The following is a 19,955-nucleotide window of genomic DNA, read 5'->3' as shown; positions in this document are numbered from 1 at the left end:
GCGGGGTGGTCATCGCCCAGGACGCGCTTGCGGTCGGCGAGGCTGCGCTCAAGCAGGGGGATGGCCCGCCCCAGGTCCCCCGCTGACCTGTACGCGCCTGCGAGGTTGTTCCGGGAAGCCAGAGTGGTGGGGTGGTCATCGCCCAGGACGCGCTTGCGGTCGGCGAGGCTGCGCTCAAGCAGGGGGATGGCCCGCCCCAGGTCCCCCGCTGACCTGTACGCGCCTGCGAGGTTGTTCCGGGAAGCCAGAGTGGTGGGGTGGTCATCGCCCAGGACGCGTTCGAAGTCGGCGAGGGTGCGCTCGTACAGGGGGGTGGACCGCTCCAGATTTCCCGCAGACTTGTATGCGTGCGCGAGGTTGTTGCGGGAGGTCAGCGTGTTGGTGTGGTCATCGCCCAGGACGCGCTCAGTGTCGGCGAGGGTGCGCTCGAACAGGGGGATGGCCCGCCCTAGATCCCCCGCCGACTCATACGCGGCCGCGAGGCTGTTGCGGGCGTCCAACGTGCGGTGATGATCATCGCCTTTCAGCTGCTCGAAGGTGCTCAGCGCGCGCAAGAAGCCTTCGATGGCGGCGGTGAGTGCGCCTTGGCCGTGTCGGTAGTTGGCCGTGTGCTTGAGGGCCAGAGCCGTGTGGATCGTGTCGTGGCCGGGCGGGTGGTGGCTGGTGAGGGCTTCGGTGTGGAGGTGGAGGACTCGGTACGTCGCCCAGTTGCCCGGGTCGTCAATGTCGGAGGGGAAGGCGCCTGCAAGGAGGGCGGCGGCCACGTCCCGGGCCTGGTCGATCGCTTCGGGTTGCCGGTGTTCGTCGGCGGGGTCTGGGGTCCGGGCGAGGGTCTGGACGAGGCGGTGGACGGCGAGGGTGCCGTCGTGGTTGTCGGTGATCATGCTGTGCGCTGTGAGACGGCCGATCGCGGTGGGGAGTTCGGGTGCGTCGGCGAGGGGGGTGAGGAGGGTGCGGGGGATGTGGTCGGGGGCGTACCACGCCAGGATCCGCAGGACGTCCACGGCGAGGGGGGTGGTGGCGAGGTTGTCCAGGGTGATGCGCCAGGCCCGGGAGATCGTACGGTCGGGGTCCCCGTCCTCGGTGACGGCGGCGAACGTCGCGGCGGGTCGGCGGGCCAGCATGTCGAGGTAGGCGCGCGGGCTGGTGCCGGTCTCGGCGCAGTACGCGGCGGCCAGTTCCACGGCCAGGGGAAGGTCGCCGAGTTCCGAACAGACCTCGGCGGCTCCGTCGGTGTCGCGGGCCGCGCCGTCGGTGAGGACGCGGACGAACAGGTCCAGGGCCTCGTTCCGAGCGAGCACGTCGAGGCGCACGGAGGTGGCGGTGTGGTGCCAGCCGGTGGCGCGACGGGTGGTGATCAGGAAGCGGCCGGTGCCGACACGATCGAGCAGACCGGTGATGTCGCCGGGGCGTTCGACGTTGTCCAGGACGAGGAGCCAGTCGTCGTGGGCGGTCAGCCATTGAAGCGCGCGTTCCACGAGGAACGCGGGAGGCATGACGGCCAGCGCGGGCTGGAGCGAACGGGCGAGCTCGGCCAGGCCGGCGTCGATCGCTTCCCGGCTGTCGACGGTGATCCACCAGCGGGGGTTGCCGGTGTGGTGTCGGCGGACCCAGTGGGCGGCCAGGCTCGACTTCCCGATTCCGCCCAAGCCGTGAACGGCCTGCACGACGACCTCGCCGGGCGTCGCGAACGCCGTGTCCAGCAGGGTGAGGGCTTCGGCGCGGCCGACGAACAGTTTCGTGGCGGGCGCGTTGCACAACCCGGCGGGTGCCCGTACGTCAGCGATCGGCCCGTATGCCTCCTGCGGCAGGACCGTGCCGTTCTCGACGTAGAGGGCCACTGAGTTGCGGATGTCCCGGCCCGCCGCGAGCGACCCTCGGTTGGCGTCCACCGACGGTTCCGACGGGCGCTCGGTCGTCGGCGGGCTCCCCTTGCCGGTGGGCTGCGCCCGGCCTGGGAGCTTCACGCTCCCCTCTGGGCGGTCGACCCGTCGACGTCACCACCGGCGGCGATCGAGCCTCCGGTGGCGGAGATCCCCGGGCCGGTGCCAGGAGCCGGGGTGCCACCAGCCGATGGAGCAGTGTCACGCGCCTGGGCATTGCTGACGTTGCCGCCCGCGGCGATGGCTCCGCCATCCGCCCGGACCGAGGGAACGGGCACCGCCGCGGCAGCGGCAGCCGCAGCGGCGGCCGACGCGCGCAGCTGCAGCAGCCCCACCACCAGCGCGCCCACCCCGGCGACAGCCCCGACCACTCCCCACACCTGGCTGGACCGCTCGAGGTCTCCCGCCGTCACCCAGACCAGCGACGTGACCGCAGCCACCGTCCCGACCACAGCCAAGGTCCACCACAAAGCCTTCATGACCCCATGCTCTTCCACCCACAAGATCAAAGGCCTGGATTCGTCGAACTCAGGGCCGAGACCGGCCGCTGTTCAGGTCTGTACGTAGACGGGCTGGTCTGGGTAGCGGTCCTGTTCCAGGTTGTCGAGCATGAAGGCGGCGAGGTCGGGCCGGGAGGTCTTGCCGAGGATGGATTTGCCCCGGTAGTCCCCGTGCCGGTAGGTGCCGGTGGCGGGGCTGTGGGCGAGGGTGGGGGGCTGGACGGTCGTGTAGGTGAGGCCGGAGGCGCGTACGTGGGCGTCCTGCCGCTCCTTGGCCCGGAAGCCGGTGCGTACGAGGAGACGGACCGCGCCGACCGTGCCGCGCATCGCAGGGCTCAGCCGGCGCCGGCTGATAGCGCTGGTGCCGAATCCCGTGAGCGCCTCCACGCGCTCCGCGCAGGGCTTCGGGTACGAGCACGGAGCCGATGCTGCCGCTGGCGCCGAAGACGGTGGTACTCGGACCCCGGCCGGAGCCTGTACCTCGCCCTCCGCCACCGCGAAGGCGCCCTCCGCCTCACGGTCTACGACGGGCACACCCCCCCCACACCCACCCCCGCCTCGCCGCCCACTGCGACGCCCGCCGCAGGGCCACCCTGCGGGTGATGGCCGCCGTCGTGCGGGACCGCGGCGGAGCCTGGGGCTTCGGGGAGTCCCGGGAACCCGGCGGCGGCACGCGTACCTGGGCGAGTCTGCCGGTGGCGGGAGCCGCCGGGTACCTCGCTCCCTGAGGGGTTGGCCTGGGGCGGGCCGTGGGCCTGCGGACGGGCCCGCCGGCGCACTTGGTGGCGCGGCCTTCTGTGTAGTGCGTTCAGACGGCCACGGCTCGGACCGTGTCGCCGCACAGCTTGTTCAGGTCGTCCACGTCGGAGGTGACGATGATGCGTGGCCCGGAGTATCCGAGCGCCGTGGCCGCCACGACCGAGTCGGTCGCGTACTTGTGGCCGTGCAGGTTCGCGTTGCGCAGCAGCTCGATGGCGCGCCAGGAAATGGCTTCGGTGAGCGGCAGCACCTCTAGCCGGGATACGTGCCAGCGGAACCGGTCCATGCGGAGTTTCGACTGCCAGGCTTCGATGAGGGTCAGATTGCTGACGGCCACCAAGGTGTCCTTGGACTGTGCCATGCGCACCAGGCCGGTCACCTGAGCGTCGTTGTCCATGAACTTGCTCAGTCCCTGGCTGTCCAGGAGGAGAACGCCGTGGCTCAGCTGGCTTCGCGCCCTTCCCACGCCGGTTCCCCCTTGCCGGCCTGCTGCCCTTCGTGATCGTCGGCCATGGCTTCGGCTTCTCGGAAGACCGCGGCGGCCCAGCCCTGAACCTCCGCGGAGGGTGCGCCGATCTCTGCCTCTTTGGCCTGCAGCAGTTCTTCCAGTAGGTCCCGCTGGATCTGCCGTTCGACTGCCGCGCTCACGTATGCGGAGAATCCACGTGCTCCCACCCGTGCCCTGACGGCGGCGATGCGGCCCGCAGGCATGGAGACGCTGACCTTCTGGGCCGGTCCCTCATCGGGGATGTGCTGCGCGGGAGAGTCCATGGGAAAAGTGTAGCAATGGAAGTAGCAAATGCCCCTCCCTCGTCCCCCCACCCCCGCCCCCATCCCCGCCTCGCCGCCCACTGCGAGGCCCGCCGCAGGCCGCCCTGCGGGGGATGGCCGCCGTGGTGCGGGACTGTGGCGGGCGTGGGGGTTCGGGGAGTCCCGGGAGCCAGGGCACGCGGCTACTCATCCGGTGTGGCGGAGGGCGGTGTTACGGGCGGTAGACCTTGCCGGGCTCGGGGTGGGCCGGTGCGAGGAGTTGGGTGACCGTCACGAAGGTGTACCCGCGGTGGTGGAGTTCGGTGATGAGGTCGGGGACGGCGGGGATGGTTCCGGCGTAGCGCTCGTGGAGCAGGATGATTCCGTCCCGTCGGGTCTGGTCGAGGACGCGCTTCTTGATGAGTGCGGTGTCGGTGGTCTGGTAGTCCTTCGCGGTGACGCTCCACAGGATCTGGGCGAGCCCGAGTTCCTTCATCACCTTCGACACGTCGTCGTCGGTGGCACCGCCCGGGGGCCGCATGAGGGTGGGCGTGCGGCCCGTCGCCTTCTCTATGTCGTGCTGCACCGGTTCGATCTCGGCGCGTATCTCATCCGGGGTGAGTTCGGTGAGGTTCTCGTGCGACCAGGTGTGGTTCGCTATCTCGTGCCCCTCATCGGCCATGCGGCGCACGGTGTCGGGATAGGTGTCGGTGTGGCCTTTCCCCTGGAGGAAGAACGTCGCCGGCACGTTCTCCCGCTTCAGGACGTCGAGGAGGGCGGGTGTCGGCTTGCTCGGGCCGCCGTCGAAGGTGAGCGCCACGCACTTGGCGACCTTGCAGTCCACCGGGCCGACAGCGCGCTTCGCGCCGGCGGGGGCCGCGTCGTTGCGGGCGGAGGCCGGTGAGACGACGCCGGTCAGGCTGCTGCAGGCGGTCAGGGTGGTGAGCAGCAGCGCGGCCGCTGCAGTGACGATTCGGCGCGGGGTGAGGTGCATGGGAGTGCGCTTTCTGATTCCGCGGGCGGGGAGGGGGCGCGAGTCGGCTCGTGCCCGTCCGGTGCCGCGGCGCTGTCGCGTCAGAGCCCCGGGCATGAGGCAGGGGGCATGGGGCATGGGGCGGAGGTAGCGGCGCGGTTCCGGACGTGAGGAAGACCGTTCGACGGAGGTGGTCTCGTCCGGCCGGGGTCAGCATGCGAGAGCGGACCTGAAGATGCCCCAAAGATCCCAAAGATCATCTTCAGAAACCGGGGCAAAGGCCATGTAAGCCTTGGGTCCATGAACGACATCCTGGTCGTCGAGGACGATCCCCAGCTCGGCCCCGCCCTGCGCCGTGGCCTGGCTGCCGAGGGCTACCCGCGTCGAACTCGTCAGCAATGGGACACACGGCCTGGAACGTGCTCTGGCCGGCGATCACGCGGTGATCGTGCTGGACATCATGCTTCCCGGCCTGAACGGGTACCGGATCTGCTCCGCCCTGCGCGCGGCGGGCGTGGACACGCCCGTGCTGATGCTCACCGCGAAGGACGGTGACTACGACGAGGCGGAGGGCCTGGACACCGGCGCCGACGACTACCTCGTCAAGCCGTTCTCCTCCGTCGTCCTCCTCGCACGGCTGCGCGCCCTGCTGCGCCGGGGCCGTACGGCAACCGACAGGGGGTCCGTGCTGCGCGCCGGTGACCTGTGGGTGGACCTCGCCGCCCGCCGCGCGGGCCGCGGCAGTTGCGAGCTCGCCCTGACCCCGACGGAGTTCGCGATCCTCACCTGCCTGATGCACACACCGGACCAGGTGGTGTCGAAGGAGGCGATCCTCGACGAGGTGTGGGACCCGGCCTATGCCGGCGGGACCGCCATCGTGGAGGTCTACATCTCCGCGTTGCGCAAGAAGGTCGACACCCCGTTCGGGACGCACAGCATCGACACCGTTCGCGGTCACGGCTACCGCCTGGACGCCCGACAGGAGCGCCCTGATGTCTGACCGCCGGCGTCCTCGTCCTACGCGTGCCCTTCGGATGCCGGCCCCCGTGCGGCGGCTGCCCGCCCAGGTCCGCACCGCGTTCGTGGCCGGTCTGGCCGCTCTCCTCCTGTGCGGCGGCGGCGCGGCCTGGCTCTACCAGCACGTCTACGAGGAGGTCTACCGCACGTCCGAGCAGCGCGGCATCGAGCTGTCCGTGCAGCTGTCCGACCGGGTGGCCGCCGGCAAGCGGGACATCACCGACGACCTGTTCGGCTGGCCTGTCATCCAGATCGACCGGACGGGCCGCGTCGTCACCGCTTCGGGGGGAGCCCTGGACCTCTCGGGCGTGCGGGCGCTGCTCCCGCCGCCGCCCGCGGACCCGGCCACCGGACGGACGGGCGGCTGGCCCGAGAAGGGCACCGTTCACACCGAGGGAGTCGAGGAACACGACCGAGCCCGTTTCCACCGGCCGGACGGCAGCCCGCAACCGGGCCCGTTCGACATCTCCGGAGAGGGCAAGGACCAGCTCGCCCACCGGCAGGCCCACGAGCTCTCCCACAGCACCATGACCGTCTACGCCACAGCGCTCAAAACCCCCGCGGGCACGTGCGAGCACCCCACCGAACCCGACGGATCGTGCCGGTCCACCCTCTACGTCCTCGTCCCGCCCTACAACGCCGACCAGGCCGTCGACGCACTCGCGACCCCGCTGACGGCCGGCGTACCCGCCGCCGCGCTCCTGGTCGCCGCTACGGCCTGGGCCGCCACCCGGCGCTCACTGCGACCGGTCGAAGCGATCCGCCGCGAGGTCTCCGAGATCACCGACGTCAGCCTCGACCGCCGCGTACCGGTCCCCGAGGGCCGCGACCCCATCCGCTCCCTCGCCCAGACGACCAACTCCACCCTCGACCACCTCGAGGACGCCGTCGACCGGCAGACCCGCTTCGTCGCCGACGCCGCCCACGAACTGCGCTCCCCCCTCGCAGCCCTCCGCTACCAACTCGAAACCGCCCTGGTCCACCCCGACAGCATCGACTCGACCGAAACCCTCCAGGACGCCCTCACCGCCACCCGACGCATCCACGGCCTCACCGAGGACCTCCTCCTGCTCGCCCTCCCCGAGCACCCCACCACCCATTCACTGATCGACCTCGCGGGACTCAGCCGCGAACTCGTCCACGAGTACCAACTCCTGAACCATCCCGTCACCCTGAACAGCGCACCCGACCAGGCACCGGTGCGCGGCGACGGCCTCCAACTGCACCGACTGCTGCGCAACCTCCTCGACAACGCCGTACGCCACGCACGCAGCGAGGTCGTCCTCGACGTCACCGACGACAGCCGCACCTGCACGGTCACCGTCCACAACGACGGCACCGCCCTCACCTCCGACGAGTGCGACTGGGTCTTCGAACGCTTCACCCGCCTGGATGAGGCCCGCGCCCGCGACACCGGCGGCAGCGGTCTCGGCCTCGCCATCGCCCGAGACATCGCCCACCGCCACCGGGGCACCCTCACCGCCCGCCCCACCGACCCGGGCCCCGGCACCACCTTCACCCTCCGCATCCCCGCCGCACCGGACGCGGGGCAACCGGGATGACGGCCCCCGCCGGCATGTGATCTCTGCTCAGGGCGAGGTGAGTAGGCGTACTCATGTGGCCGGTGGTGCGGCGGCCGCATGCTGCGGACATGAGAGCGAACTCCCTCCCGAAGGCCCTCCCGAAGTCCCTGCTGCTGGCCGTACTCGGCTGCGTCGTCCTCGCCGGCTGCGGCACGCGGAGCGCCACCGCCGATCAGGCCCTGGCGGGCAGCGTCGTCCCGGCGGCGGCCAGGACGCAGGACGCCGCCCCGAGCGACGCGGAGTTCCTGCAGTTCCTCGAGCTGATGAACAACATGCCGTCGAGCTGCCTTCAGGAGGTCGCGGACGAGAAGGGCATCCCGGTTGAGGAATTGGAGCGCCTGGAGGAGCTGAAGGCCAAGGGCGTCGTGCCCGAGCCCTCGGAGCTGCCGGGTTGGGAGGGCGGTCCGGAGCCGCGTTCCTTCGCGGACGGGATGTCGCCGGCCGGTCCGAACGCCGACGGCGGCATCGACGGCGGCCCGGTGCCCATGCCGTCGGATGTTCCCCCGCCGCCGGAGCCGGACCCGGACTTCACTCCGGCCGACCCCTACGAGGAGGTGGCTCTCAACCCCGCGGAGGAGTGCTTCGGCGGCGACCACGTACGGCGCATCGGCGAGGGGTTCGGGAACACGAAGACGGCCGACTACCAGGTGATGCAGAAGAAGCTGACGGAGCTCGGCTACCCGGCGCCGTACATCCACCGGATGCCGGACCACGCGGGCGCGCCCCGGGCGCGGGTCGACCTGCGGCTCTTCGGAAGCCGGTTGGCCCTGGAGGTCACGGGAACCGGCGGCGGCGTGAGCGTCGAAACGTTCGGGGCCACCGAGGAGGAGGGCGTGAGCGTGGCCGATGTGAGGCGGAAGCCGAAGTCGAAGCAGGGCTCGCCCACGGCCTGATGACCGGCTCGAAGGGAGAGCGGGTCAGAGCAGGAGGCCGATGGCGGTCGCCACCATGACCGCCGCCGTCGCGGCGTGGACTCCGAAGGCGGTGGCCTTCGGCCCGCCGCTGCGCAGCACGATCAGCATGTCCGCGAGCGGCATCGCGGCGAACGTCAGCACGTACCAACCCAGCACCGACACCGGCGCGACGAGCATCAGCACGAACATGAAGACCCCGCACACGATCTCCCGCGCACCCTTCACGTGCAGCCAGTGCCGGAAGGCGGGATCGTCGACCGGTGTATCGGGAATGCCGAACCCGGCGGCGTTCTGCGGCTTCGCGAAAACCATCGCGCCCATGGCGATGAGGGATGCGCCGAGCAGGCCGGCGAGAACGGTGGCGAGGGTGGTGAGCATCGGAGGTCCTATCGGTGGAGTTGGTCGTGAGCGGAGTGACGGAACCGTGGTCAGGGGACGAGTACGATGCGGCCGCGGACACCGCCCTTGGCCATCGCCGCGTAGGCGTCGGCCGCTTCGGCGAGCGGGGTGACGGCGTGGACGCGGGCGGGTAGTTCACCCGTCGCCGCGCGCTCGAGCAGTCGGGCGAGGAGCGGACCGTCGGGACGGGCGAAGAGGACCTCGACGGTGATGCCGCGCTCCCCGGGGAGTCGAGACGCAGGCTGCACGCCTACGAAGCGGCCACCGTCGCGCACCGCCCGCAGGGCGTCCTCCTGAAGGGCTCCGGCGTCGGCGACGGCGTCCCAGCCCTGCCCGACCCCGGTGGTGAAATCGGCGCCGAGGCCCCGTACGAACGCCTCGTCGGCCGCTCGGGCCGTCCCGGTCACCTGCCAGCCGCGGTCCTGGGCGAGTACGGCGGCGTACGCGCCCACCGCGCCGGCCGCGCCCGTCACCAGCAGGCGACGGGCCCCCGCGGGCGCCTCGCCGAGGAGGTCGACGAGCTGGGAAGCGGCGGTGGCGTTGAGCGGCACCACGGCCGCCTCGACCAGGTCCAGGGCGTCCGGTACGACGGCGACCTTCGCGGCGGAGACCAGGAGGTGTTCGGCATGGGATCCGTGGTCGCGGTCGAACCCGTCGAGGAACCCGGCGACCCGCGTGCCCACCCGGAGCTCGACGCCCGGTCCGACGGCATCGACCGTACCGGCGAAGTCCCAGCCGAGCCCGGTGTGCTGAGGCTGGTCGACCAGGCCGAGCCGGTGGAAGACACCCCCGGCCACCCCCAGGTCCACCGGGTTGACCGCGGCGGCGGCGACCTTGACCCGGATCTGCTCCGGCCCCGGCTCGGCCAGGGGGACGGTGACGGTCTCGATCGAACGGGGTCCGGACGGGACGCGGACCACGGCGCGGCGGGAAGTGGTGTGCTGCATCGTCAACTACTCCTTCGTGGGGGCCCGGTGAGGTGGATGGCCTTGCCATCCCCTGGGCGTGTCACCACCATGGAGGAACCTGCGCACCGGCGGGAAGGAGGCACCTCGAGGTGCCTAAGTGACCGAGAGGAGACGCGAGTTATGCCGACCACGACCGCATCCCAGCGGCGGGCCGCAGCCAAGGCGGAGTACGACGCGTTCTTCGCGCAATGTCCCAGCCGCCAGCTCCTGGAGCGCATCTCCGACAAGTGGGTCGCCCTCGTGCTCGCCGCCCTGGGCGGGGACGGCCCGGGGACCACCCCCGGCGACGATCCGATGCCCATGCGCTTCTCCGAGCTGCAACGCCGGATCTCGGGCGTGAGCCAGAAGATGCTGACGCAGACGCTGCGCGCACTGGAGCGCGACGGGTTGGTGACCAGGACCGTGACCCCGACGGTGCCCGTCACCGTCAGCTACGAGCTGACCGATCTCGGCCGCTCGCTCCAGGGACTCATGAAGGGGATCAAGGCCTGGGCGGAGGGCCACATGGAAGAGGTCCTCACCCATCGCGGCGGCTTCGACCAGGGGTCGGGCGGCGCCGCCGACTGAGGCGGGGAGCCGTCCCGGTTCGCGTGGATCAGTCGCGGCGGGCGAGGTTCAGGCGGGCCGCCTGGCGGGTCAGGTGGTCGCGTTCCGCGAGGTTGGGGGCCTGGTGGGCCGCCTCGGCGTACAGGCGGGCCGCGGTGGTCAGGTCGCCGTCGCGTTCGTGGAGGTACGCCGCCACCGCGGTGTGGCGGGGGAGCGTGGCGTCCAGCTCCGCGAGGGCCGCCAGGCCCGCCCGGGGGCCGTCGGCCTCGCCGACCGCCACCGCGCGGTTGAGGCGGGCGATGGGACTGCCGGTCAGGCGCACCAGCTCGTCGTACCACTCCACGATCTGCACCCAGTCGGTCTCCGCGGTGGCCTGCGCGTCGGCATGGAGCGCGGCGATGGCCGCCTGGGCCTGGAACTCGCCCAGTTGGTCGCGGGCGAGGGCGGCATGGAGGATCCCGATGCCCTCGGCGATCAGCGCCGTGTCCCACCGGGTGCGGTCCTGCTCGGCGAGCGGGATCAGGCTCCCGTCGGGGGCGGTGCGGGTGGCGCGCCGGGCGTGGTGGATCAGCATCAGGGCGAGGAGCCCCGACACCTCGGGGTGGTCGATCGAGGCCGCCAGGCCGCGGGTGAGCCGGATCGCCTCGGCGGCGAGGTCTATGTCGCCGGAGTAGCCCTCGTTGAAGACCAGGTAGAGCACGCGCAGGACCGTACCGACATCGCCGGGGCGGTCGAAGCGGACGTCGGAGACGGTCCGCTTGGCGCGGCTGATGCGCTGCGCCATGGTCGCCTCGGGGACCAGGTAGGCCGCCGCGATCTGGCGCGTCGTGAGCCCGCCGACCGCGCGCAGGGTGAGCGCGACGGCCGAGGAGGGGGTCAGGGAGGGATGGGCGCACAGGAAGTAGAGCTGGAGCGTGTCGTCCACCGCCGGGGCGGGGCCGGGCGCCGGCTCCTCCTCCACCCGGTCCTCGCGCCGGCGGCGGGCGGTGTCCGCCCGCGTCGCGTCGAGGAACCGCCGCCAGGCCACGGTGACCAGCCAGCCCTTCGGATCCCGGGGAGGTTCTTCGGGCCAGACGCGCACCGCTTCGAGCAGCGCCTCCTGGACGGCGTCCTCGGCCGCCGCGAAGTCTGCTCCGCGGCGGACGAGGATGCCGAGGACCTGCGGAGTCAGGCTCCGGAGCAGGGCCTCGTCCACGTCAGTGGCACTCGGGGACGGTGGGCGGCGCGGACAGGAACGGACGCAGCTCCAGCCACTCGTGGAGGGGCTTGCCGCCGGCCCCGGGGGCGGCCGACAGCTCTCCGGCCAGCTCGACGGCGCGCTCGTAGCCGTCCACGTCGATCACCATCCAGCCGGCGATCAGGTCCTTGGTCTCGGCGAAGGGGCCGTCGGTGACCGGCGGGCGGCCCTCGCCGTCGTAGCGGACCCAGGTCCCCTCGGGGGCGAGCGCCTGACCGTCGACGAACTCGCCGGTGCCCTCCAGCCGGTCCGCGAAGTCGCGCATGTACTGGATGTGGGCCGTGATCTCCTCCGGCGTCCACTCGCTCATCGGGACGTCGTTGGCGGCAGCCGGGGCGCCGCGGTAGTGCTTGAGAAGCAGGTACTTGGCCATGACGGTCTCCTCCGTGCTGTGCGGCCCATTGTGGCCGCTCGCACTGAGGAGACGGAGCCGGGCACGGGTTCTCGACATCACCGCCGAAGTTTTTTCCACGGGATGGGAGGAGCCGGTGCGGGGCGGTCCGGAGACGGTCCGGAGACGGTCCGGAGGCCGTCGTCCGGAGGCCGTGCGGCCGGGGTCCGGCCGCCTCAGGTGCGGTAGACGCGGTCGCTCTTCAGCCAGCCGTCGGCGTCGCGGCCCTCCCCGTTCTGGTGGCCCTTGCCGTGACAGTGCCACCAGCCCCAGCTCCAGCCGTGATGGTGGCGCCGGCTCTGGCCCAGCCCGTGCCAGTGGCAGTAGCCGACGCCGTCATCGCCGTGATCGTGACGGCCGTAACCGTAACCGCCGCCGTAACCGCCGTCGCCGCCGTCGCCGTCACCGCCGCGGGTGTCGTGGCCGGGTGCCACCGCGGTGACGGCGCCGGCATGCGGGGTGGCCGGCGCGGCCGACGCGCTGGAGGACAGCAGCGCGCCTGCGGTGGCCAGGGCGGCCGAGGCCGTGAGGACGGCGAGACGACGCCGGGTGCGGGGCAGGGGGGTCATGAGGAGTCACCTCCGGCGAGCAGAGACGGAGTACGAGGGGCCACCTGCTCTACGTGAACCCACTCCTCCATTAGCCCCGGGTCGGTGTACGGCGTCATGCCCCTGGAGTTCGGGGCTTGACAGTCCGGGCGCGAAAACGCCTTCGGTGCGCGCCGGGGCTCGGGGGCCTCGGCGCGCACCGAAGGGGATCAGGCCGACTCGGTCAGCTGCCGACTCGGTCGGTTGACGACTCGGTCGCTTCGGGTCAGCAGGTGGGGATGCGGTTCAGGTTCGCGGCGTAGCGGGCGGCGATCCAGCCGCGGCCGTCGGCGAGCTTGTACCAAACGGCGTTGCCGTCGACCTTGGTGCCGTTGGTCTTGCACAGCACCTGGACCTCGGCGCCGTGCTTGATCACGCCGGTCTTCTTGTAGTGGGTCCCGGGGCCGGTGCGGACGTGCAGCTTGTCGCTGACGATCCGGGCCTTCGGCTTGCCGGGCTTGTCACCCTTGCCACCGTGGTCCTTACCGCCGTGGTCCTTGCCGCACTTGCAGGCGCCGGGCTTGCCCTGGTCGCCCTTCGGCCCCTTGGGACCCTGCGGCCCCTGGTCGCCCTTGCGGCCCTGCTCGCCCTTGGGCCCGATCGGTCCGCGGTCGCCCTTGCGGCCCTGCTCGCCCTTGGCTCCGTCGCGCCCGCGGTCGCCCTTCGAGCCGGTCGGGCCCGTCGGCCCGGCCGGTCCGCGGTCACCCCTGTCGCCCTTGTCGCCCTTGGGTCCGCCGGCCGGGCCGGTGTCGCCCTTGGGACCCTGGGGTCCGCCCGGTCCGGGTACCCCGGCCGGTCCCGTCGGACCGGTCTGGCCCGGGTTGCCCGCGTCGCCCTTCGGGCCTGCCGGGCCGGTGTCGCCCTTCGGTCCGCCCGCCGGGCCCGTGTCGCCCTTCGGGCCGGGTGCCCCGGTGTCGCCCTTCGGGCCCTGCGGGCCTCCGGCCGGTCCCTGGTCGCCCTTCGGACCCGCGGGGCCGGTGTCGCCCTTGGGACCCTGGTGGCCCTTGGGGCCCTGCGGCCCCTTCGGCCCGCGGTCGCCCTTCTCGCCGCGGTCCCCCTTCTCACCGCGATCGCCGCGGTCCCCGCGGTCGCCCTTCTCGCCGCGCTCGCCCTGGTCGCCCTTGTCGCCCTTGGGGCCGGGGCGGCCCGGCTTGCCGTGGTCACCGGGCCTTCCGTCGTGGCCCGGCTTCCCGTCGTGCCCGTCGTGCCCGTCGTCGCCCTTGGGACCCGTCACCGGGGTGGACACCGCGAACAGGGCGGGCGAGGAGCCCGCTCCGGCCGCCCACTCGCCGCCGTCGAGCGTCGTGCCCTCGGGCGCGTCCGCGTCCACCCGTACGAGTACGCCCAGCCGGGTGTCGCTCTCCGCCGGGAAGGCGAAGCCCGCGCGGGTGCCCGCGTCGCAGGTCAGCTGGCGGGCGTTGCCCGAGAGGGTGCAGGGTGCGCCCGCACGGTCGCCGTTCCAGTAGAAGCGGGCCTCGGGGAAGGTCGTCCGTTCCGGCGCGGTGATCCGGAATCTGCTGCTGAGTGCCGGATCGCCACCGGTCTCCGCCACGATCACCACACGGCCGGTCTTGCCGGCGGCGATCGAGGGGACGTACGGCTGGGAGAACCGGATGTGCGGCGAGCCGGCGGCGAAAGCCGGCACGGCCGGCAGCAGGCAGGTCGCGGTGACGGCCGCGACGACCAGGGCGGCCGACGTGCAGCGGGAAGCAGACAAGGGTGTTTCCTCCGCGAGGAAAAGCGACGGAACCGGAGAGCGACCGCCGAATGCGGTCTTCCGGTGGACAAAAGTGCCAACACCAGTTAAAAGCTGACAATGCGACCCGGTCGTGTACGACGCGTAACCGATCACTCGGCAGCCGCGTGAATCCCACTTCCCCTGCCGGTGCCTCCGCCGCCGTCGCGAACCAGGACGTACGCCGCCTCGCGCGCCCGCACCGCCGCCCCCGGGCCCGGTTCGAGGGCCGCCACCACGGTCGCCCCCTCGACCAGCAGCAGCAGGTGCTCCGCCAGGCCTTCCCGGCCGGGACCGGCGATGCCGGCCAGTAGCGCCCGTAGCTCCGCCTTGTGCCGGCGTACGACGTCCAGCACTCCGGCGGGGCCCGCGCCCAACTCCCCGTAGGCGTTCAGGAACGCGCAACCGCGGAAGTCCGGCTCCGAGAACCACCCCGCGAGCCACTCGAAGACGGCCCCGACGGGGTCGGCCTGCCCCGCGACCGCTGCGCTCAGGCTCGCCATCCAGCGGCGGTCGCGGCGCTCCAGATAGGCGGTGACCAGGGATTCCTTGGCCGGATAGAGGCGGTAGAGCCGCTTGAGGGGGATGCCCGACTCCGCACGGATGCGGTCCATGCCGACGGCCTGGATCCCCTCGGCGTAGAACAGCGCCTCCGCGGCGTCCAGCAGACGCGTGCGGGCCTCTTCGTCGGTCATCGGGGCAGGGGTGGCGGGCATGGAAGCAGCGTAGACCAGAATCCCTTGCGTCGAGAACGACCGTTCTCTAGGCTTGGGGCAACGACGAGAACGACCGTTCTCTCTCCTGCGCCGCCCAGCCCAGCCCAGCCGATATCGAGAGGTGCCCCTCGTGACTGCCGCTCCCTCCTCCGTGCGACCGCCCCTGCCGCCCTTCACCGAGGAGTCCGCCCGCGCGAAGGTGCAGGCCGCCGAGGACGCCTGGAACAGCCGCGACCCCGAGCGCGTCGCCCTCGCCTACACCGAGGACTCCGCCTGGCGGAACCGCGACCGCTTCCTGACCGGGCGCGCCGAGATCCGCGCCTTCCTCGCCGACAAGTGGGAGCGCGAACAGGAGTACCGGCTGCGCAAGGAGCTGTGGGCGTACACCGACAACCGGATCTCGGTGCGCTTCGAGTACGAGTGGCACGACGCCAGCGGCCAGTGGTGGCGCAGCCACGGCAACGAGCAGTGGGAGTTCGACGCCGCGGGCCTGATGCGCCGCCGCGAGGCGAGCATCAACGACATCCCGATCGAGGAGACGGACCGCCGCCTCTGAGCCCGGGACCGCTACTCCCCGGCGACTACGACTCGCGCAGTGGCGAGGGGCCCGCGGCATCCGCTGACGCAGGGGGGGGCGGAGCGGAGCCGCGGGGGTCGGTCGGGCCGGTCGGTCGGGTCGGGTCAGGTGAGGGAGCGCAAGGCCTCGGCGACGGGCAGGTCGCCGGAGGTGACCTCCAGCATGCGGTCGTAGGTCGAGGAGGCCTCCAGGCATTCGACGGCCACCGCCGCGAGGTCGGTGCGGGTGAGGGAGCCCTCCGGGAGCCGTTCGCCGACCGATATCGTGCCCGCGCCCGGTCCGTCCGTGAGCCACGGCGGACGGATCACGGTCCAGGTCATCCCCGCGGTCGCGAGGTGGGTGTCCGCGGCGTGCTTCGCCTGCCCGGTGGCGCGCAGGTAGACGGGCACCCGGCCGCTCTCCCCGCTGCCCATCATGGACACCTGGATCCAGCGCTTCACGCCGAGCGTGGCGGCGGCTTCGATGGCGGCGATGACGCCCGCCCGGTCGACCAGGTCCGCCTGCCTCTTCATCATGCTGCTCGTGGCGGCGGCGTTGATGACGGCGTCGGTCCCGGCGAAGAGCTCGGCGAAATCGTCCGGGGTGGCGGAGGTCAGATCGAAGGCCACCAGGTCGGTGCCGAGCGAGGAGGCCTTCTTCGGCTTGCGGACGGCGGCGCGTACGGAGTGCCGGCGTGCCAGCAACTGCGCGACCACGAGGCGGCCGGTGCCGCCGGTGGCGCCGAGGACGGTGATGTTCATGGTTTCCGGTTCCTGCTTTCACCTGGGGTCGGAGGGGGCGCGACCGGAGGGTGGCGCGGTCAGAGGTTGACGCGGTCAGAGGTTGACGATGGCCATGCGCGGAGGGTCGTAGCGCTCGCCCGCGACGGCCCCGGCGGGGACCGAGTCCTCGATCAGCGCCAGCTGGTCGGCGGTGAGCCGCAGGCCGGCCGCGGAGACGTTCTCGTCGAGGTACGCGCGTCGCTTCGTCCCCGGGATGGGGACGATGTCCCCGGCCCGGTTGAGGAGCCAGGCGAGCGCGAGCTGCGCCGCGGTGGCCCCGAGCATCGAGGCCAGCGCGCGCAGCCGCTCGACCAGCGGCAGGTTGGTGGTGAGGCTGCTCTTCTGGAAGCGCGGGGCGAAGCGGCGTACGTCGTCGGTGGGGAACTGGTCCGGGCGGCCGGTGACGGTGCCGGTGAGCAGGCCGCGCCCCATGGGGGCGTACGCGACGAGCCCGATGCCCAGCTCGCGCAGGGTGGGCAGCAGTTCGGCCTCGATGTCCCGGGTGAAGAGCGAGTACTCGTACTGGCCCGCCGTGATCGGGTGCACGGCGTGGGCCCGGCGCACGGTGGCGGGGGCCGCCTCGGAGATCCCCAGGTGCCGGACCTTGCCGGCGGCCACCAGCCCGGCCATCGCGCCCCAGGTCTCCTCGATGGGGACGGTCGGGTCGACGCGGTGCTGGTAGTACAGGTCGATGTGGTCCACGCCCAAGCGCCGCAGCGAGTCGTCGCAGGCCCCGCGGACGTACTCCGGGCGGCCGTTGATGCCCTTGACCGTGCCGTCGGGCAGCCGTTCGATGCCGAACTTGGTGGCCAGGACGACCTCCTCGCGGCGGGCGGCGATCGCCTGCCCGACGAGGCGTTCGTTGGAGAACGGCCCGTACATGTCCGCCGTGTCCAGCAGGGTGACGCCCTGGTCGAGCGCGCGGTGGATCGTGGCGGTCGACTCGGTGTCGTCCCCCGGGCCGTAGTGGTCGCTCATGCCCATGCAGCCGAGGCCGAGGGCCGAGACGTCGAGGTGGCCGGCTAGCCGGCGCTGCTTCATGGTGCGGGGTCTCCGTTCGGTGGTGGTGGTGGTGGTGGTGGTGGTGGCGGCGGCGGTGGCGGTGCTGGCTTCGGGTTCAGGCGAGGCGGACCACGGCGCGGGCCATGCCGAGGACCTTCTGGTCCCGGTTCGTCGCCGTGATGTCGACCCGGACGGTGCGGGCCGCGTCGTCGAGCTTCTGCGCGGCCGTGGCCCGTACGTCCAGGACCGCGCCGGTGGCGTCGTCGGGGACGGGGACCGGCTTCGTGAAGCGCACCGTGTAGGACAGGAGGCTGCCGGGATCACCGGTCCAGTCCGTGACGATGCGCACCGCCCCGGCCATGGTGAGCATCCCGTGCGCGATGACGCCGGGCAGGCCCACCTCGGCGGCGAAGCGGTCGTTCCAGTGGATGGGGTTGAAGTCGCCGGAGGCGCCCGCGTAGCGGACGAGCGTCTCGCGCTCGATGGTGAAGGTGCGGCCGGGCAGTTCGCTGCCGGGTTCGACGTCCGCGTAGCGGATCTTGGCTCCCATGGGCTATCCCTCCTCGCCGGTCGCGCGGGAGACGAGCTTCGTCCAGGCGGTCACCACGTGCTCGCCCGCCGCGTCGTGGACGTCGCCACGGATCTCCACGACGTCATTGCCGGCCAGGGTCCCGACCGATTCGACGGTCGAGGTGACGGCCAGACGGTCCCCGGCCCGCACGGGCCGGGTGTACTCGAACCGCTGGCTGCTGTGCACCACCCGGCTGTAGTCGAAGCCGAGCCGCGGGTCGTCGACGATCTGCCGCACTGCCTTGAAGGTGAGGACGAACGCAAAGGTCGGCGGCGCGATGACGTCAGGGTGGCCGAGGGCCCGCGCCGCCGCCCTGTCGGTGTACGCGGGATGGGGATCGCCCACCGCCCCGGCGAACTCGCGGATCTTCTCCCGGCCCACCTCGTAGCGCGCGGTGGGCGAGTGGACCCGGCCCTCGAAGGTCTGGTCGAGTGCCATCAGAAGCGGCGCAGGGCGAAGCCGTCGCGGGTCTGCGCGCCGCCGCTGCCGAAGAGGATGTGCACGTTGCTGCTGAGCACGTACGCACCCGAGGGCGTGAGGGTGACGGTCGTCGGGGCGGCCTCGGGGGAGACCGTCTTGCTGACGATCCCGGCGCTGCGCCAGCCGTCGGAGGAGCGGAGCTTGAACAGGCCGTCGATGCCGTTGGAACGGATGGTGTTCGTGGCCGCGTACAGGGTGCCGTCCGATCCGAGCGCGATGCCGTCGGCGCCGGGGATGCGCTCGCTGAGGCTGATCTCGCGGAAGTTCGACGGGTTGTCGAGGGGGATCCGGAAGAGGGCGCCGGAGTCGTAGCGGACGACGATGAGCGCGCCCGAGGGGTGGTACACGATGCCGTTGACGCCGACGTTGGGCAGGCCGTCCTGGTAACCGGCATCCAGGGCGGGGGCCTTGAGGAAGACCGAGGCGGTACCGGACGGGGTCACCTTGAAGATCGTGCCGGTGAACGAGTCGGTGGCGTAGGCGTTGCCCTGCGGGTCGAGGGCCAGGTCGTTGGCGAGGTGCAGGCCGGGGGACTGGCTGAGCTCCACGCGCTTCTCCAGCGCGCCGGTGGTGAGGTTGAAGATCGCGACACCGCCGTAGCGGCCGCGGGTCTCCGGGGTGGAGCCGTCGCTGAGCAGTGCGTTCGGGCCGGCGTAGACGTCGCCGTACGTGGCCAGGAGGCGGTTGCGGGCCGCGTCGACGCGGATGCCGCCGGTGGCGATGAGGGTGGGGTCGCTGACGAGGGTGTGGGGTATGCCGTCGGCGCCCACCACCGAGATCGTGCCGTGGCGCAGGGACCCGATCAGGAAGGCCTTGCGGGTCGGGTCCCAGGTGAACCCCTCGGGGTGGATGGCCTCGCCCGGGCCCTGGATCAGGGCGGGCAGGGCGGGGGTGGCGGTGGCGGTGGCTGGGTCGGCGGCGGGGGTGTTCTGCCGCTCGGCGGCGGAGGTGGTGGCGATGGGTGCGAGCAGGGCGGCGGCGGTGAGGAGGGCGAGAAGGCCCGGGGCGGCGGCCTTGCGGTAGCGGCGGCTGGACATGGTTCTCCTGGGATCTAGTGGTAAGAGGCATGGCACTTGGGGGTGGGGCGGAGCCCCGGGGTCTCTCGGGTTTGGGGCTCCGCCCCGGGGTTTCTCGGGTTTGGGGCTCCGCCCCGGGGTTTCTCGGGTTTGGGGCTCCGCCCAGGGGTCTTTCGGGGTTCGGGGCGGCGCCCCGGGGTCTTCGAGGGTCTGGGGCGCCGCCCCGGGTCTTTCAGCCCGTCCGGCACACGAGGCGCGGGGCCGGGCGGAGTGGCGGAGCCGGATCGGCCGCTTTCAGCCGTCCGGCGCTTGGGTATTTCAGCCGTCCGGCGTTTGAGGACCGGGGTCTGGGGCGGAGCCCCAGGGGGTCCGGGCGCAGCCCGGGACCCCCTGCTTCCAGCCGGTCCGGCGTTTGAGGACCGGGGTCCGGGCGGCGCCCGGGGAACGGTGGAAGGGCGGGTAGGGGACTTCTCCCCGCGTAGCGGGATGCGCCGGGCGCAGCCCGGGTCGGGGTGGGGGGGCGCCCCCCCCCCCCCCCCCCCCCCGCCCGCCCGCCGGGATATAGCAGGAGGGCGCGCCCCCCCGAACGG

The 19,955-nt window shown here is 72.3% G+C and carries 23 protein-coding genes and 1 pseudogene; 6 read left to right on the top strand and 18 right to left on the bottom strand.

What is annotated here, in order from left to right; genetic code table 11:
* The 3 genes from ACIQV3_RS26230 to ACIQV3_RS26220 form a co-directional block, all read right to left on the bottom strand.
* On the bottom strand, positions 1-1,892 hold a 1,892-nt coding region (locus ACIQV3_RS26230), incomplete at its 3' end, for a tetratricopeptide repeat protein (protein WP_403715807.1).
* A gap of 71 nt (positions 1,893-1,963) precedes the next feature.
* On the bottom strand, positions 1,964-2,362 hold the full coding sequence (locus ACIQV3_RS26225) for a hypothetical protein (protein ID WP_403715805.1): 399 nt from the start codon (positions 2,360-2,362) through the stop codon (positions 1,964-1,966).
* A 72-nt stretch (positions 2,363-2,434) separates the two neighbouring features.
* Positions 2,435-2,770: an NAD(P)H-binding protein gene (locus ACIQV3_RS26220; protein WP_403715803.1), complete on the bottom strand. Its 336-nt coding sequence runs from the start codon at positions 2,768-2,770 to the stop codon at positions 2,435-2,437.
* A gap of 215 nt (positions 2,771-2,985) precedes the next feature.
* On the opposite strand from ACIQV3_RS26220, the gene ACIQV3_RS26215 reads away from it, so the two are divergent.
* On the top strand, positions 2,986-3,111 hold the full coding sequence (locus ACIQV3_RS26215) for a hypothetical protein (RefSeq protein ID WP_403715801.1): 126 nt from the start codon (positions 2,986-2,988) through the stop codon (positions 3,109-3,111).
* A gap of 80 nt (positions 3,112-3,191) precedes the next feature.
* On the opposite strand, the gene ACIQV3_RS26210 is transcribed toward ACIQV3_RS26215, so the two are convergent.
* The 3 genes from ACIQV3_RS26210 to ACIQV3_RS26200 all read right to left on the bottom strand — a co-directional run bounded on the left by ACIQV3_RS26210 (position 3,192) and on the right by ACIQV3_RS26200 (position 4,886).
* A complete protein-coding gene (locus ACIQV3_RS26210; protein ID WP_403715799.1) occupies positions 3,192-3,608 on the bottom strand; it encodes a DNA-binding protein in 417 nt (138 codons plus the stop codon).
* Positions 3,584-3,913, bottom strand: a complete 330-nt coding sequence (locus tag ACIQV3_RS26205) for a hypothetical protein (protein WP_403715798.1) — start codon at positions 3,911-3,913, stop codon at positions 3,584-3,586. Before ACIQV3_RS26205 ends, ACIQV3_RS26210 begins: the two co-directional genes overlap by 25 nt.
* Positions 3,914-4,124: 211 nt before the next feature.
* Positions 4,125-4,886, bottom strand: coding sequence for a polysaccharide deacetylase family protein (locus ACIQV3_RS26200; protein ID WP_403715796.1), 762 nt, complete (start codon positions 4,884-4,886; stop codon positions 4,125-4,127).
* A gap of 279 nt (positions 4,887-5,165) precedes the next feature.
* Here ACIQV3_RS26200 and ACIQV3_RS26195 point away from each other — a divergent pair.
* The 3 genes and pseudogenes from ACIQV3_RS26195 to ACIQV3_RS26185 all read left to right on the top strand — a co-directional run bounded on the left by ACIQV3_RS26195 (position 5,166) and on the right by ACIQV3_RS26185 (position 8,358).
* Positions 5,166-5,865: pseudogene (locus tag ACIQV3_RS26195) on the top strand (response regulator transcription factor).
* A gap of 34 nt (positions 5,866-5,899) precedes the next feature.
* The gene (locus ACIQV3_RS26190) at positions 5,900-7,444 is read left to right on the top strand and encodes a sensor histidine kinase (RefSeq protein ID WP_403715794.1); all 1,545 of its coding nucleotides are present in this window, start codon (positions 5,900-5,902) and stop codon (positions 7,442-7,444) included.
* Positions 7,445-7,533: 89 nt separating this feature from the next.
* On the top strand, positions 7,534-8,358 hold the full coding sequence (locus ACIQV3_RS26185) for a hypothetical protein (RefSeq protein WP_403715792.1): 825 nt from the start codon (positions 7,534-7,536) through the stop codon (positions 8,356-8,358).
* A gap of 24 nt (positions 8,359-8,382) precedes the next feature.
* Here ACIQV3_RS26185 and ACIQV3_RS26180 read toward each other — a convergent pair whose 3' ends face one another.
* Positions 8,383-8,757, bottom strand: coding sequence for a DUF4267 domain-containing protein (locus tag ACIQV3_RS26180; RefSeq protein WP_403715790.1), 375 nt, complete (start codon positions 8,755-8,757; stop codon positions 8,383-8,385).
* A gap of 50 nt (positions 8,758-8,807) precedes the next feature.
* Complete coding sequence (locus tag ACIQV3_RS26175; RefSeq protein ID WP_403715788.1) at positions 8,808-9,725, bottom strand: zinc-binding dehydrogenase; 918 nt, start codon at positions 9,723-9,725, stop codon at positions 8,808-8,810.
* A 141-nt stretch (positions 9,726-9,866) separates the two neighbouring features.
* Here ACIQV3_RS26175 and ACIQV3_RS26170 point away from each other — a divergent pair, with 141 nt between their 5' ends.
* On the top strand, positions 9,867-10,313 hold the full coding sequence (locus ACIQV3_RS26170) for a winged helix-turn-helix transcriptional regulator (RefSeq protein WP_403715785.1): 447 nt from the start codon (positions 9,867-9,869) through the stop codon (positions 10,311-10,313).
* 28 nt (positions 10,314-10,341) lie between these two features.
* Here ACIQV3_RS26170 and ACIQV3_RS26165 read toward each other — a convergent pair whose 3' ends face one another.
* From ACIQV3_RS26165 to ACIQV3_RS26145, 5 genes are all read right to left on the bottom strand, one after another.
* Complete coding sequence (locus ACIQV3_RS26165) at positions 10,342-11,487, bottom strand: RNA polymerase sigma factor (protein ID WP_403715783.1); 1,146 nt, start codon at positions 11,485-11,487, stop codon at positions 10,342-10,344.
* 1 nt (position 11,488) lies between these two features.
* Positions 11,489-11,902, bottom strand: coding sequence for a YciI family protein (locus ACIQV3_RS26160; protein ID WP_403715781.1), 414 nt, complete (start codon positions 11,900-11,902; stop codon positions 11,489-11,491).
* 194 nt (positions 11,903-12,096) lie between these two features.
* Positions 12,097-12,489 (bottom strand): hypothetical protein, encoded by a 393-nt coding sequence (locus tag ACIQV3_RS26155; RefSeq protein ID WP_403715779.1) that lies wholly within the window; start codon positions 12,487-12,489, stop codon positions 12,097-12,099.
* Positions 12,490-12,733: 244 nt separating this feature from the next.
* Positions 12,734-14,224: an SH3 domain-containing protein gene (locus ACIQV3_RS26150; protein WP_403715777.1), complete on the bottom strand. Its 1,491-nt coding sequence runs from the start codon at positions 14,222-14,224 to the stop codon at positions 12,734-12,736.
* A 131-nt stretch (positions 14,225-14,355) separates the two neighbouring features.
* Entirely contained in the window at positions 14,356-14,958 is a 603-nt protein-coding gene (locus ACIQV3_RS26145; RefSeq protein ID WP_403715775.1) for a TetR/AcrR family transcriptional regulator, read from the bottom strand.
* A 130-nt stretch (positions 14,959-15,088) separates the two neighbouring features.
* Here ACIQV3_RS26145 and ACIQV3_RS26140 point away from each other — a divergent pair, with 130 nt between their 5' ends.
* Entirely contained in the window at positions 15,089-15,514 is a 426-nt protein-coding gene (locus tag ACIQV3_RS26140) for a nuclear transport factor 2 family protein (protein WP_403715773.1), read from the top strand.
* Between the two features lie 125 nt (positions 15,515-15,639).
* Here ACIQV3_RS26140 and ACIQV3_RS26135 read toward each other — a convergent pair whose 3' ends face one another.
* The 5 genes from ACIQV3_RS26135 to ACIQV3_RS26115 form a co-directional block, all read right to left on the bottom strand.
* The gene (locus tag ACIQV3_RS26135; protein WP_403715771.1) at positions 15,640-16,275 is read right to left on the bottom strand and encodes an SDR family oxidoreductase; all 636 of its coding nucleotides are present in this window, start codon (positions 16,273-16,275) and stop codon (positions 15,640-15,642) included.
* A 75-nt stretch (positions 16,276-16,350) separates the two neighbouring features.
* Positions 16,351-17,337 carry an aldo/keto reductase gene (locus ACIQV3_RS26130; protein WP_403715769.1) on the bottom strand — a complete coding sequence of 329 codons (987 nt, stop codon included), beginning with the start codon at positions 17,335-17,337 and terminating at the stop codon, positions 16,351-16,353.
* Between the two features lie 76 nt (positions 17,338-17,413).
* Entirely contained in the window at positions 17,414-17,848 is a 435-nt protein-coding gene (locus ACIQV3_RS26125; RefSeq protein WP_403715767.1) for a MaoC family dehydratase, read from the bottom strand.
* A 3-nt stretch (positions 17,849-17,851) separates the two neighbouring features.
* Positions 17,852-18,307 carry a MaoC family dehydratase N-terminal domain-containing protein gene (locus tag ACIQV3_RS26120; protein ID WP_403715765.1) on the bottom strand — a complete coding sequence of 152 codons (456 nt, stop codon included), beginning with the start codon at positions 18,305-18,307 and terminating at the stop codon, positions 17,852-17,854.
* On the bottom strand, positions 18,307-19,386 hold the full coding sequence (locus tag ACIQV3_RS26115; RefSeq protein ID WP_403715763.1) for a hypothetical protein: 1,080 nt from the start codon (positions 19,384-19,386) through the stop codon (positions 18,307-18,309). Before ACIQV3_RS26115 ends, ACIQV3_RS26120 begins: the two co-directional genes overlap by 1 nt.
* Positions 19,387-19,955 lie beyond the last annotated feature (569 nt).

It is taken from the genome of Streptomyces sp. NPDC099050, from assembly GCF_044759865.1.
Lineage (GTDB): Bacteria > Actinomycetota > Actinomycetes > Streptomycetales > Streptomycetaceae > Streptomyces.
Note: the sequence above shows the minus strand (reverse complement) of the source record. Positions and strands in the feature narration are given on the sequence as shown.